Genomic DNA, 14,225 nt, shown 5'->3' on the forward strand with positions numbered 1-14,225 from the left:
GCTTTACGAGCGCGGTCACGGATTGCGGTTATCGGCGGCCGGGAACAGCATGCCATCACGCAGGAGATGATCGTTGCCGCGACGGCGGGTAAAGCCGATGCGGTCGAAATATTCGAGGATTTGAATGGCCAGCTTACGCCCGACGTTGAGGCTGTCGCGGAAATCAGCGGCGCAGGTTGAGCCACGCGCGGTATCCAGGCCGCGAATCAGCCCGGCAAACTGCACGATACGGTCGTTGCGGTAGTAACGGTCTTTGACGATGGCGGTGATCATCCCCTGCTGCGCCGCCTGCCGCAGCGTGGCGCGCATGACCTGCTCATCGATGCCGGTGTGCTGCGCCAGATCGCGCACCCACCACGGCTCGTCACCAAACAACGGCTGCGCTTTGTGCCAGACGCTGGCCTGCTCGTCGGTAAATCCGGCTTTGTGGCTCGGCAAATGCAGCCAGCCGTGATGGCTGTCGATCAGGCCAGAAGCCCGCATTTTCTCCAGCAGCATCAGCACCAGCGCTTCGTCTTCCATCGGCAGCGCAATACGACGCAGACGCTCGCGCCCGGGGCCGGGCTCATCCCGGTGCTGGTCATGATAGGTCGTCAGCGCGTTGAGCAATTTTTCCTGCCAGCGGGCGGCCAGGCTGGCGCTGAGAAGGCTGTCACCCGCCATCAGCACGTCGGCCTGGGCGGTGAGTTGCGCCAGGCCCGCCGCGTTGAGCTGCCGCGCCCAGCCAAATTCGCTCAGGCGAAGCGCATCGCGTTGCAAATGGATATCCAGCGCCTGAGCACTGTTTTCAGCCGCCGCCAGTGCTGTCAGCCAGCTCAGGTACTCCGGTTTCCGCTTACCGCGACGCGGCGGATTCAGCGTCACCACCCGCGCACCCGCCAGCGTGACGCGGGCCGAGATATCGCGCAGCACCAGCCGATCGTTGTCTGCCAGCCACAGCGGCGTGTCGAGCACCAGTTCCGCCAGCGTGTTGTCCAGCAGCGACACCCGCCCGGTGATATGGCTCGCCGCGTGATGAATGTGCAGCGGCTGCCACTGGCTGAGCGGCGTGTGGCAGTGCAGCTCGACAATCACCCGCTCTGATGGCTCACCAGGCTGTTGCGCCAGCAGCCAGTCGCCGCGAGTGAGGTCTTCTTTCTGCGCATCGCCAGTGATGTTCAGGGCGATACGCTGCCCGGCATGGGCCTGGTCGACGGGCTGATTCTGCGCATGCAGGCCGCGTACGCGCATCGGGGTGTTGACGCCCGTCAGCCACAGCGTATCGCCAATTTTAACCTCGCCAGACAGCGCGGTGCCGGTTACCACCAGCCCGGCACCTTTGACGGTGAACGCCCGGTCGATAGCCAGACGGAAACGCTGATGCGCCACCTGCTGGCGTTCAGCCAGCTGTAAAAGATGCGCCCGCAGGGCGTCGATGCCGTGCATTTGCGTGGCGGCGGTCTCAAAAACCGTTACGTGGTCAAAGCCATATTCGCGCAGAACGTCCTGAACTTGCCGATGAACCTCGGCAATTCTGGCGGCATCTGCGCGATCGACTTTGGTCAAGGCCACCGTCAAGGTCGGTTTCCCGGTCAGCTGTAAAATCGCCAGGTGCTCACGGGTTTGCGCCATCACCCCGTCGTCACAGGCCACCACCAGCAGCGCATGATCGATCCCGCCGACGCCCGCCAACATATTCGCCAGAAACTTTTCGTGGCCCGGCACGTCGATGAACCCAGGCACGCGTCCATCCGGTTGCGGCCAATAGGCGTAGCCCAGATCGATGGTCATCCCGCGCGATTTTTCTTCCGGCAGACGGTCGGCGTTAACGCCGGTGATCGCCTGCAACAGGGTGGTTTTGCCATGGTCGACATGACCGGCGGTGGCAATAATCATTTCAGCACACTCTCCATGAATTGCGCCTCATCCTCGAGGCAGCGCAGATCGAGCCACAGGCGTCCGTCATAAATACGCCCTAATATCGGCCTCTCGAGCCGACGCCAGCCTTGTGCCAGCGCGTCGAGGGTCGCGCCGCGCCCGTCGTTAGGCGTGAAGGTCAGCGCGTGGGACGGCAGTCGGTCAACGGGCAGCGAACCGCTGCCGATTTGCGATAAACAGTTTTCCAGCCGCACGGTGAACGCCGGGTAATGCACCTGAAACGCGGTCAGCAGCCGTTCACCCTGGGCATGAATGTCGTCCCGCTCGCGGGTTAACAGACGCAACGTCGGCAGCGACTGACGTAATTTTTCCGGGTGCAGATATAGGCGCAATGTGGCTTCCAACGCCGCCAGCGTCATTTTATCCGCCCGCAGCGCCCGCTTGAGCGGATGCTGTTGCAGCTTCGCAATCAGCTCGCGCTTGCCGACGATAATTCCGGCCTGCGGCCCGCCGAGCAGCTTATCGCCGGAGAAGCTCACCAGACTCACGCCGCTGGCAATCAGCGCCTGCGGCATCGGCTCTTTCGGTAAACCATACTGGCTTAAATCCACCAGTGAGCCGCTGCCTAAATCAGCCACTACCGGAATGCCCTGCTCCTGGCCGATGGCCGCCAGCTCGGCTTCATCCACCGCTTTGGTAAACCCTTCCACGCTGTAGTTGCTGGTGTGGACTTTCATCAGCAGCCCGGTGCGCTCGCTGATGGCTGCCCGGTAGTCGCGCGGATGGGTGCGGTTGGTGGTGCCTACCTCATGCAGCGTACAGCCCGCCTGGCGCATCACGTCCGGGATACGGAACGCGCCGCCGATTTCCACCAGCTCGCCGCGAGAGACCACCACTTCTTTACCGTTGGCCGTCGCCGCCAGCATCAGCAGCACCGCCGCCGCATTGTTATTGACGATGCAGGCGTCTTCCGCTCCCGTCAGGCGGCAGAGTAAATCCGCCAGGCCACGATCGCGATGCCCGCGTCCGGCGTCATCCAGCGAATATTCCAGGGTGACCGGGGCACGCATCACCTGGCTTACCGCCGCCACCGCGGCTTCCGCCTGAATGGCACGCCCGAGATTGGTGTGCAGCACGGTGCCGGTCAGGTTAAACACCGGACGCAGCGGGCTTTGTGCCTCCGCCGACAATCGCCCGGCAACGGCCTGCGCCCAGTCTGCGCCCCAGGCAGGCAGTTCGCCCTGCTCGCGGATAGCCGCCCGGGCCTCGGCCTGTAGCTGACGCACCACTGTCACCACCTGGCTATGCCCGGCGTGGTCAATGAGCGAGGTAAAAGCCGGGTCGCGCAACAGGCGATCGGTGGCGGGTATTTGACTGAACAGCGAAGGGTTTTCCGGGGTCATGAGCAAGCCTGTGGTATGCCCCCTCCCGACGGGAGAGGGGAATAAACGTGCGGGAATTGTACTGCGGTTAGGGGCAGAACGATATTGATCGCGCTAGGCTTTTGGCGGTTCTGTGCGCGCAAAACTGTCGCGCTGGAACAGCGTTTCCACCAGCTTCACCAGATGCGGACGCGTGGCGCACCAGCCCGGCGATACGCGGCGGAAATTGAGGTAGCCCACCGCACAGGCCACGGCGATGGTCGCCAGGTTCAGTTCATCGGCCTTCAGCGTGCCATCGGCGGTATAGGCTTCCAGGGCATCCAGCGCGCGGGTAATTTTCTCGCGCTGGCGAACCAGTTCTTCCGGTGATTGCTGGGCGGCCGGACGCGCCTGTTCCCGCACAGATACCAGGCCCGCATCCATTATGCCGTCGGCCAGCGACTCCAGCTGGCGCATCCGCAGCGCCGCTTTGGGGTCGCGCGGCACCAGCGCCGGGGCGATATCCAACAGTTCGATGTACTGCGCAATCAGCGGTGAGTCGTACCAGCATTCACCGTCATCGGTCACCAGCGCGGGCACTTTGCCGAGCGGGTTATACTTCGCCACGCCGTTTTCGGCGTTGTACGGCATCTCGTTGATAAACTCGAACGTTATCCCCTTTTCCAGCAGGATAACCGAAATTTTACGCACAAACGGACTGGTATAACTGCCAATCAGTTTCATCGCCTGCTCCCTTCATCATCCGCAAAAATATCAGTATGGCGCAGGCGCATTAAAAATTCAGGTTAATGATCGAGATACAGATAGTGCATCCAGCTGGTCATGCGCAGCAGCACTTTGCGCATTACCGCCACGTGGCTGAAATGGTCGGAATAGACCGCCACCTGCGCAAAAATGCCGTCAGGGAGGGCCTCCACTTGCGCATTCGGTTGCAGTTCGATAAGGGCTAATACGCCATCGCTCCCGGGCGTGACCGTTAACGATTGCAGGGTGCCCTGTGCCTGATACGAGCCGCCGGGAACGACGGGAATGACACTGGTCAGTTTCCCGACGAAAACCTGCCCCGGTAGCGCATTGAACACCACTTCGGCCTCATCGCCCGCTTCGAGGCGCAGCAGCGAGTTTTGCCGGAACTGAGCGATAATTTGCCGTTTTTGCTCAGGGATAAACACCATCACCGGGCGCAGCGGCAGGGCAGCCGCGTAGGTGCCGGGGCGAATCAATACCTGGGTGGCATAGCCGTCGCTGGGAGCGCGCACAATGGTTTGATCGAGGTTGTAGCGGGCCTCCGTCAGCTGTGCCCGCAGGCTCACGATCTGCGATTGCTCGCCGTTAATCACGCTGTCGAGCTGGCTTTTTATCTGCGACTGCTCGGCAACCGACGATTTCACCAACGCATCCTGGGCGAGATAATTTTGCCGGGCATTGTCGATATCACTTTCTGAGAATGGATTCACCCTCGCCCTGCTGCCTTGCAGATAGCGCTGATAGTCCTTGTACAGGCGGTCGCGTTCAGCACCGACGCGCTGGGTATTGGCGATGGCCTCGTTCAGTTCTCCCTTCATGGCATCGGCATTATGGATAGCCGTCACCAGATCGGCCTCAAGGCGGCTGACCCGAGCCTGATAGCGGGTCGGATCGAGCTTAAACAGCACGTCGCCTTTTTTAATCAGTTTATTTTGCTGATCCGTCACTTCGCTAACGATACCCGTTACCTGAGGGGTAATGGGAATAGAGATCACCGCTTTTTGCGCCTGAGCGGTATAAGGATGGTTGTAATTCATTAATAAGATAAGCCCGCTAACGATAAACACGCCACCTAATGCTGCGGTCGGCACTGTCCATTTATTTACCGGGATTTTGAATATTTTAAATATCGCCCAGGCCAGCGCGACATAGGTCAGAATAATGAGCAAATCCATGATGGTTACTCCGCTGGCGAGCGTGATGTTTCCGCGAGTTTTTGCTCAAGCTCCGTGACCCGGCGCTGCAACTGAGCGAAAGATTCCTGTTCTGCCTGCTGCATTCCCCAGCCGCGCTCCGGGCGGTAAAGGGTGGCCCAGATCCATAAAAACGGCCAGATGACGTGGAGGGTAAACAAACTCACCCAACCCGCGACGTGAATCGCATCGGCATGAGGGTGATTACGCGATTTGGCGATAAGATAAGGAATATCATGCAAAATAATGATCCCGTAAAAAATCACCAAAAAAACGAAAATAAGCACACCCAACGCAAAATAATTAAGAAACATAGCCGCCTCGAAATTATGACATGCCCATCGGCACGCGCCCCATTGCGAAGCGCCTGAGTGATCACTGAAAAAATAATCGTTAGTCGGTCATATTGCTATAACACAGAATCACTAAACTCGCCGTCCGTTGCCCTGGAATTAACTCACCGCGATGACACAGCGAAATGCAGAACATGCGGGCGGTCACAGTTGCCCGCGCGCAGATGAAAATACTTTGTGATGTTAATCACATAACAACAACAAATCCCCGACAACAAAATGTGATTAACATCACATTAACAGCCCTTTGGAGGTGATTTTTCAGCCGACGCACTTTTTTCATCCCGTCATTTTGTGACAACGATCACGTCAATTACGCCTCATCACCCCATATTAGCGTGACTCAGATCACACAACCTGGGGCTCGCTGGACAGTTGAACGATTCAGTGCCAGATTTCGCATCATCAACAGGGTCCGGCTACCTCTGCCGCTACTTAACAACAAACCAAACCTCGGGCTTTTAGCCTGCGCGACAGCAAACATAAGAAGGGGTGTTTTTATGTCATCCGATATCAAGATCAAAGTGCAAAGCTTTGGTCGATTCCTCAGCAATATGGTGATGCCAAACATCGGCGCGTTTATCGCGTGGGGTATCATCACCGCGTTATTTATTCCAACAGGGTGGTTGCCAAACGAAACGCTGGCGAAGCTCGTCGGCCCAATGATTACTTACCTGCTGCCATTGCTGATCGGTTATACCGGTGGTCGTCTGGTTGGCGGTGACCGCGGCGGCGTGGTCGGTGCGATTACCACCATGGGCGTTATCGTCGGTGCGGATATGCCGATGTTCCTCGGCGCGATGATTGCCGGTCCACTGGGTGGCTGGGCGATTAAGCGTTTTGACGCCTGGGTAGACGGTAAGATCAAATCCGGTTTTGAAATGCTGGTGAACAACTTCTCTGCGGGCATCATCGGTATGATCCTCGCAGTACTGGCGTTCCTCGGCATTGGTCCTGCGGTTGAAGTGCTGTCCAAAGTGCTGGCTGCTGGCGTTAACTTCATGGTTGTGCATGACATGCTGCCGCTGGCGTCTATCTTTGTTGAACCGGCGAAAATCCTGTTCCTCAACAACGCCATCAACCACGGTATCTTCTCGCCGCTGGGTATTCAGCAGTCCCATGAGCTGGGCAAATCCATCTTCTTCCTGATTGAAGCTAACCCGGGTCCGGGTATGGGTGTTCTGCTGGCATACATGTTCTTTGGTCGCGGTAGCGCCAAACAGTCTGCGGGCGGGGCGGCTATCATCCACTTCCTCGGCGGTATTCACGAAATTTATTTCCCGTATGTGCTGATGAACCCACGTCTGATCCTGGCCGTTATTCTCGGCGGTATGACCGGCGTGTTCACCCTGACTATCCTCAACGGCGGCCTGGTGTCTCCGGCCTCTCCAGGCTCTATCCTGGCGATTCTGGCGATGACGCCGAAAGGCGCTTACTTCGCTAACATTGCGGCGATTGTGGCGGCAACAGTCGTCTCCTTCGTGGTCTCCGCTATCCTGCTGAAAACCAGCAAAGTGAAAGAAGAAGACGATATCGAAGCGGCAACCCGTCGTATGAACGACATGAAAGCCGAGTCCAAAGGTGCCGCCAATCCGCTGACCGCGGGTGACGTAACCAACGATCTGAGCCACGTGCGTAAAATCATCGTCGCCTGTGACGCCGGTATGGGTTCCAGCGCCATGGGTGCAGGCGTGCTGCGTAAGAAAGTGGCAGATGCGGGTCTGAGCCATATCTCTGTGACCAACAGCGCTATCAACAACCTGCCGCCGGATGTCGACCTGGTGATCACTCACCGCGACCTGACCGAGCGTGCGATGCGCCAGGTGCCGCAGGCCCAGCATATTTCGCTGACCAACTTCCTCGATAGCGGCCTGTACACCAGCCTGACCGAGCGTCTGGTTGCCGCCCAGCGTCACGAAGATAACGAAGTGAAAGTGCGCGACAGCCTGAAAGACAGCTTCGACGCTGACGACAGCCACCTGTTCAAACTCAGCGCGGAAAACATCTTCCTCGGCTGCAAAGCGTTCAGCAAAGAAGAAGCCATCCGCTTCGCCGGTCAGGAACTGGTGAAAGGCGGCTACGTTGAACCTGAGTATGTGGAAGCGATGCTGGAACGTGAAAGACTGACCCCGACCTACCTGGGTGAATCTATCGCGGTACCGCACGGCACCATCGAAGCGAAAGACCGTGTACTGAAAACCGGCGTGGTATTCTGTCAGTACCCTGACGGCGTGCGCTTCGGCGAAGAGCCGGACGACATTGCCCGCCTGGTAATTGGTATCGCAGCGCGCAATAACGAGCACATCCACGTTATCACCAGCCTGACCAACGCGCTGGACGATGAATCTGTCATCGAGCGCCTGGCGACCACTAACAGCGTGGGCGAAGTTCTGGCACTGATTTCGGGTAACAAAGTCGCCTAACGGCAACCCCCCTCTCCTGTAACAGGGAGAGGGTTCCGGTGAGGGGAAATTCGCCGTCCCTCACCCGAGCCCTCTCGGGTAAAAACATTGATGAAGGTTGAGACTATGAAAGCATTACATTTTGGCGCAGGTAATATCGGACGTGGCTTTATCGGCAAACTGTTGGCTGACGCGGGTATCACCTTAACGTTTGCCGATGTGAATCAGGTGGTTCTGGATGCCCTGAATGCCCGTCATAGCTATCAGGTGCATGTGGTTGGCGAGAACGAGCAGGTAGAAACCGTCTCCGGCGTGAACGCGGTCAGCAGCATCGGCGATGACGTGGTGGAATTGATTGCCGAAGTTGATCTGGTGACCACCGCCGTTGGCCCGGTCGTGCTAGAGCGTATCGCCCCGGCAATTGCCAAAGGTCTGGCAAAACGTAAAGCGGCGGGCAACACCACCCCACTGAACATTATCGCCTGTGAAAACATGGTGCGTGGCACCACGCAGTTGAAAGGCCACGTTGACGCAGCGCTGGCTGACGGCGATAAGGCCTGGGTTGCAGAGCACGTGGGCTTTGTCGACTCTGCCGTGGACCGTATCGTCCCGCCGTCTGAATCAGCGACTAACGACCCGCTGGAAGTGACCGTTGAAACCTTCAGCGAGTGGATTGTCGATAAGACCCAGTTCAAAGGCACGCTGCCGACGATCCCAGGAATGGAATTAACTGATAACCTGATGGCATTTGTGGAACGCAAGCTCTTCACCCTGAACACCGGGCATGCTATAACCGCGTACCTCGGTAAGCTGGCAGGTCATCAGACCATTCGTGATGCAATCCTCGATGAGCAGATCCGTGCGGTGGTGAAAGGCGCGATGGAAGAGAGCGGCGCGGTGCTGATTAAGCGCTACGGTTTTGATGCCGATAAACACGCTGCCTATATCCAGAAAATCCTCGGTCGCTTTGAGAACCCGTATCTGAAAGATGACGTCGAGCGCGTAGGCCGTCAGCCGCTGCGTAAACTGAGCGCGGGCGATCGCCTGATTAAACCGCTGCTCGGAACCCTGGAGTACGGTCTGCCGCACGCCAATCTGGTGAAAGGCATTGCCGCGGCGATGCACTACCGCAGCGAGCAGGACCCGCAGGCCCAGGAACTGGCGCAGCTTATCGAACAGAAAGGCCCGCAGGCAGCCCTGGCCGAGATTTCCGGTCTGGACGCCAACAGCGAGGTGGTTGCCCAGGCCGTTGCGGCCTATAACACGACCGCATGATGCAGGACCCGGTGCTGCTCTTGCAGCAGCACCTCAACACAAGATTGTCAGATATGCAGGCCATAATGGAACAAACGCAAGCCTTTGAAAACCGTGTGCTTGAGCGTCTGAATGCTGGCAAAACCGTACGAAGCTTTCTGATTGCCGCCGTCGATCTGCTGACCGAGGCGGTGAACATGCTGGTGCTTCAGGTGTTCCGCAAAGACGATTACGCGGTCAAATACGCAGTGGAACCGTTGCTGGACGGCGAAGGCCCGCTGGGCGATCTGTCGGTACGCCTGAAGCTCATTTACGGGCTTGGGGTGATCAGCCGTGCGGAATACGAAGACGCCGAGCTTCTCATGGCGCTGCGCGAAGAGCTGAATCACGACGGCAATGAGTACGCGTTCACCGACGATGAAATCCTCGGCCCGTTCGGCGAGCTGCATTGTGTTGTCGCGCTACCGCCGCAGCCTGCATTCGATACCAGCGATGCAGAGCTGTTTGCCATGCAGAAACAGCGTTATCAGCAGGTCGTCCGCTCAACGATGGTCCTGTCTCTCACCGAGCTGATTTCACGGATCAGCTTGAAAAAAGCCTTCCAGAAATAATCCGCTCAGCGCGCTCTGACGCTCACTTTCCTGACTGCACGCCGGTTGATCAACCGCTAATTGACGATAATTAACTATCGGGAAAAGCGCTCAGCGCATACTATTAAGCATCGATATTTTTTTACTAGCAAAAGCCACAAACCATGAAAGAAGTTGTTAAGAACGAAATCAAACGCCTGAGCGACCGCCTGGACGCTATCCGCCACCAGCAGCCGACCCTGTCTCTGGTCGATGACGCTGAGAAATACGCTGAACTTGAAAAAGAGAAAGCGACGCTGGAAACCGAAATCGCGCGCCTGCGTGAAGTGCATACTGAGAAGCTGAGCAAAGAAGCGCAGAAGCTGATGGATATGCCGTTCCGTCGTGCGATCACCAAGAAAGAGCAGGCCGACATGGGCAAGCTGAAGAAAAGCGCGCGCGGTCTGGTGGTTGTCCACCCGATGACCGCTCTCGGCCGCGAGATGGATCTGAAAGAGATGACCGGTTTCGCGAAGACTGAGTTTTAATCTCCCCGGTCTGTTACCTCCTCTCCCGCCCGGGAGAGGTCTCCCTGTAGTCCCTTCATAATCACCCTGCTTAGATTGGCCCTACCAATTCCCATTCGTTGTGCTCATCGCTTCACAGAACCCACATCTCATGCAACATATGAATTGCCTGTTGGCAACATATGGTTAACCATTCTTTGGCATTACCCTCACATGACCCTATTGGCAGGACCACTTTTACAGAGCGTGTGACGCAGAGCTGAGCGCAGACTCGCCCGCGTCGTCGTGGAGTGGTTCTCAGGAGACCTGCATGAACCTCTGGCAACAAAACTACGACCCCGCGGGAAATATCTGGCTCTCAAGCCTGATTGCCGCCCTACCGATCATCTTTTTCTTCTTCGCGCTGATTAAGCTCAAGCTGAAGGGCTATGTCGCCGCGAGCTACACCGTTGCTATCGCGCTGGTTGTCGCATTGTTGTTTTACAAAATGCCGGTCGACCGCGCGCTGGCATCCGTGATTTATGGCTTCTTCTACGGCCTATGGCCGATTGCCTGGATTATTATTGCCGCGGTCTTCGTCTACAAAATTTCGGTGAAAACCGGGCAGTTCGACATCATCCGATCATCAATATTGTCGATAACCCCGGACCAGCGCCTGCAAATGCTGATTGTCGGCTTTTCGTTTGGCGCGTTCCTCGAAGGGGCCGCAGGCTTCGGCGCACCGGTGGCGATTACCGCCGCCCTGCTGGTTGGGCTCGGCTTTAATCCACTGTATGCCGCGGGCCTGTGTCTGATCGTCAACACCGCGCCGGTGGCGTTTGGTGCGATGGGGATTCCGATTCTGGTTGCCGGACAGGTCACCGGTCTCGACAGCTTTGAAATCGGCCAGATGGTGGGCCGTCAGCTGCCGTTCCTGACCATTATCGTGCTGTTCTGGATCATGGCGATTATGGATGGCTGGCGCGGGGTGAAAGAGACCTGGCCTGCGGTGATGGTGGCGGGCGGTTCATTCGCCATCGCCCAGTATCTGAGCTCGAACTTTATCGGCCCGGAACTGCCGGATATTATCTCGTCGCTGGTGTCATTGGTGTGCCTGACGCTGTTCCTGAAACGCTGGCAGCCAGTGCGTATTTTCCGCTTTGGCGATATGGGCGCGTCGCAGGTGGATATGACTCTCGATCGTACCCAATACACTCCCGGACAGGTAATCCGCGCCTGGTCGCCGTTCCTGTTCCTGACCGCCACCGTCACGCTGTGGAGCGTTCCGCCGTTTAAGGCGCTGTTTGCCCCTGGCGGCGCGCTGTATGACTGGGTGATCAACATCTCCGTGCCGTACCTCGACAAACTGGTCGCCCGCATGCCGCCGGTGGTTCATGACGCTACCCCGTACGCGGCGGTGTACAAGTTTGACTGGTTCTCCGCCACCGGGACCGCGATCCTGTTTGCCGCCCTGCTGTCGATTGTCTGGCTGCGGATGAAGCCGAAAGATGCCGTTGCCACTTTTGGCCATACGCTGAAAGATTTGGCGCTGCCGATTTACTCCATCGGTATGGTGCTGGCGTTCGCGTTCATCTCTAACTACTCCGGCTTGTCGTCTACCCTGGCATTGGCGCTGTCACATACCGGCAGCGCGTTCCCGTTCTTCTCGCCGTTCCTCGGCTGGCTGGGCGTATTCCTCACCGGATCGGACACCTCCTCGAACGCCCTGTTTGCCGCCCTGCAAGCCACGGCTGCCCAGCAGATTGGCGTGTCTGACGTGCTGCTGGTCGCAGCGAATACCACCGGGGGCGTGACCGGCAAGATGATTTCGCCGCAGTCTATCGCTATCGCCTGTGCGGCGGTGGGGCTGGTCGGCAAAGAGTCGGACCTGTTCCGCTTTACGGTTAAACACAGCCTGATTTTCACCTGCATGGTGGGGATTATTACCACCCTGCAAGCTTACGTCTTAACCTGGATGATCCCATGATTGTGATGCCCCGGCGTCTGGCAGACGAGGTTGCGACCCGTGTGCGGGCGCTGATTGAAGAACAACAGCTGGAAGCGGGAATGCGATTACCCGCCGAACGCCAGCTGGCCATACAGCTCGGCGTATCGCGCAATTCACTGCGAGAAGCGCTGGCGAAACTGGTGAGCGAAGGGCTGCTGGTCAGCCGTCGCGGTGGCGGCACCTTTGTGCGCTGGCAGCATGAGCCGTGGTCTGAGCAAAATATCGTTCAGCCGCTGAAAAGCCTGCTCGCCGACGACCCGGATTACAGTTTCGACATCCTCGAAGCCCGCCACGCCATTGAGGCCAGCACCGCCTGGCACGCGGCACTACGCGCCACCGAGACCGACAAAGAGAAAATTCGGATGTGCTTTGAAGCAACGCAAAGTGACGACCCGGATTTGGCCTCGCAGGCTGATGTGCGCTTCCATCTCGCCATCGCCGAAGCGTCGCACAATGTGGTGCTGCTCCAGACCATGCGCGGTTTTTTCGACCTGCTGCAGTCGTCGGTCAAACAGAGCCGCCAGCGGATGTACCTCGTCCCGCCGGTGTTCGCCCGGCTGACCGAACAGCATCAGGCGGTGCTGGATGCAATCCTCGCGGGCGATGCGGAAGGCGCGCGCCAGGCGATGATGTCGCACCTCGGATTCGTCCACACCACCATTAAACAATTTGATGAAGACAGAGCCCGCCAGGCGCGGATCACTCGCCTGCCCGGCGACCATAACGAGCATTCCAGGGAGAACCATTGATGATTATTTCAGCCGCCAGCGATTATCGGGCCGCGGCCCAACGCATCCTGCCGCCGTTTTTGTTCCACTACATCGACGGCGGGGCATACAGCGAGCACACCCTGCGGCGTAACGTGGCGGATCTTTCGGAGGTGGCGCTCCGCCAGCGCGTGCTGAAGAACATGTCCGATTTGAGTCTGGAAACCAGGCTGTTTAATGAAACGCTGTCGATGCCCGTCGCGCTAGCCCCGGTGGGGCTGTGTGGGATGTATGCCCGTCGCGGTGAAGTGCAGGCCGCTGGCGCGGCAGATGCGAAAGGCATTCCTTTTACCTTGTCGACCGTGTCAGTGTGCCCGATTGAAGAAGTGGCCCCGACTATCAGGCGCCCGATGTGGTTCCAGCTGTATGTCCTGCGCGACAGAGGCTTTATGCGTAATGCGCTGGAGCGCGCCAAAGCGGCGGGCTGTTCAACCCTGGTATTTACCGTGGACATGCCTACGCCGGGCGCACGCTATCGCGATGCCCATTCCGGGATGAGCGGCCCTAACGCGGCCCTGCGCCGCTACTGGCAGGCAATGACGCATCCACAGTGGGCGTGGGACGTGGGCCTGAACGGGCGTCCGCATGATTTGGGCAATATCTCCACCTATCTCGGCAAACCAACCGGACTGGAAGATTACATCGGCTGGCTGGCGAATAACTTCGATCCGTCGATATCGTGGAAAGACCTGGAGTGGATCCGTGAATTCTGGGATGGCCCGATGGTGATCAAAGGGATCCTTGACCCGGAAGATGCCCGTGATGCGGTGCGCTTTGGTGCCGACGGCATTGTGGTATCCAACCATGGCGGCCGCCAGCTCGACGGCGTACTCTCGTCCGCCCGCGCGTTACCGGCTATCGCCGACGCGGTGAAAGGGGATATCGCCATTCTCGCCGACAGCGGCATTCGCAACGGTCTGGACGTGGTACGCATGATTGCGCTGGGTGCCGACAGCGTACTGCTGGGGCGCGCCTATTTGTATGCGCTGGCCACCCACGGCGCTGCGGGCGTGACCAACCTGCTGAATTTGATTGAGAAAGAAATGAAGGTGGCGATGACCCTGACCGGGGCGAAATCCATCGGCGAGATTTCCCGCGATTCGCTGGTGCAGGAAGCGAAGCATCTGGCCGCAGCGTTGGCACCGGTCACGCGCGGAGATGCGGCGTAATCTTTTCCGATCTGCTAT

The 14,225-nt window shown here is 58.3% G+C and carries 12 protein-coding genes; 7 read left to right on the top strand and 5 right to left on the bottom strand.

Translation table 11 applies throughout. The features are described from left to right. Window positions 1-15: 15 nt before the first annotated feature. The 5 genes from selB to SIK69_RS09720 form a co-directional block, all read right to left on the bottom strand. A complete protein-coding gene (selB, locus tag SIK69_RS09700; RefSeq protein WP_319785998.1) occupies window positions 16-1,875 on the bottom strand; it encodes a selenocysteine-specific translation elongation factor in 1,860 nt (619 codons plus the stop codon). Continuing rightward, on the bottom strand, window positions 1,872-3,260 hold the full coding sequence (gene selA, locus SIK69_RS09705) for an L-seryl-tRNA(Sec) selenium transferase (RefSeq protein WP_319785999.1): 1,389 nt from the start codon (window positions 3,258-3,260) through the stop codon (window positions 1,872-1,874). Before selA ends, selB begins: the two co-directional genes overlap by 4 nt. A gap of 93 nt (window positions 3,261-3,353) precedes the next feature. Further along, window positions 3,354-3,962, bottom strand: coding sequence for a glutathione S-transferase (locus SIK69_RS09710; RefSeq protein WP_319786000.1), 609 nt, complete (start codon window positions 3,960-3,962; stop codon window positions 3,354-3,356). Window positions 3,963-4,024: 62 nt separating this feature from the next. Then, a complete protein-coding gene (locus SIK69_RS09715) occupies window positions 4,025-5,161 on the bottom strand; it encodes an HlyD family secretion protein (protein ID WP_319627194.1) in 1,137 nt (378 codons plus the stop codon). 5 nt (window positions 5,162-5,166) lie between these two features. After that, entirely contained in the window at window positions 5,167-5,493 is a 327-nt protein-coding gene (locus tag SIK69_RS09720) for a DUF3302 domain-containing protein (protein ID WP_319627195.1), read from the bottom strand. Window positions 5,494-6,032: 539 nt separating this feature from the next. Here SIK69_RS09720 and SIK69_RS09725 point away from each other — a divergent pair. The 7 genes from SIK69_RS09725 (at window position 6,033) to lldD (ending at window position 14,207) form a co-directional block, all read left to right on the top strand. After that, window positions 6,033-7,955, top strand: a complete 1,923-nt coding sequence (locus tag SIK69_RS09725) for a PTS mannitol transporter subunit IICBA (RefSeq protein ID WP_319627196.1) — start codon at window positions 6,033-6,035, stop codon at window positions 7,953-7,955. Between the two features lie 105 nt (window positions 7,956-8,060). Next, window positions 8,061-9,209: a mannitol-1-phosphate 5-dehydrogenase gene (gene mtlD, locus SIK69_RS09730; RefSeq protein WP_510463470.1), complete on the top strand. Its 1,149-nt coding sequence runs from the start codon at window positions 8,061-8,063 to the stop codon at window positions 9,207-9,209. Further along, window positions 9,209-9,799 (top strand): mannitol operon repressor MtlR, encoded by a 591-nt coding sequence (mtlR, locus tag SIK69_RS09735; protein WP_319627342.1) that lies wholly within the window; start codon window positions 9,209-9,211, stop codon window positions 9,797-9,799. Before mtlD ends, mtlR begins: the two co-directional genes overlap by 1 nt. 143 nt (window positions 9,800-9,942) lie before the next feature. Then, window positions 9,943-10,305 (top strand): YibL family ribosome-associated protein, encoded by a 363-nt coding sequence (locus SIK69_RS09740; RefSeq protein ID WP_319627198.1) that lies wholly within the window; start codon window positions 9,943-9,945, stop codon window positions 10,303-10,305. Between the two features lie 289 nt (window positions 10,306-10,594). After that, a complete protein-coding gene (lldP, locus tag SIK69_RS09745; protein WP_319627199.1) occupies window positions 10,595-12,250 on the top strand; it encodes an L-lactate permease in 1,656 nt (551 codons plus the stop codon). Continuing rightward, window positions 12,247-13,020 (top strand): transcriptional regulator LldR, encoded by a 774-nt coding sequence (lldR, locus tag SIK69_RS09750; RefSeq protein WP_319786001.1) that lies wholly within the window; start codon window positions 12,247-12,249, stop codon window positions 13,018-13,020. The genes lldP and lldR overlap by 4 nt, the downstream gene beginning before the upstream one ends. Further along, entirely contained in the window at window positions 13,020-14,207 is a 1,188-nt protein-coding gene (gene lldD, locus SIK69_RS09755; RefSeq protein WP_319786002.1) for an FMN-dependent L-lactate dehydrogenase LldD, read from the top strand. Before lldR ends, lldD begins: the two co-directional genes overlap by 1 nt. Window positions 14,208-14,225 lie beyond the last annotated feature (18 nt).

This window comes from Scandinavium lactucae (genome assembly GCF_033843265.1).
Taxonomy (GTDB): domain Bacteria; phylum Pseudomonadota; class Gammaproteobacteria; order Enterobacterales; family Enterobacteriaceae; genus Scandinavium; species Scandinavium lactucae.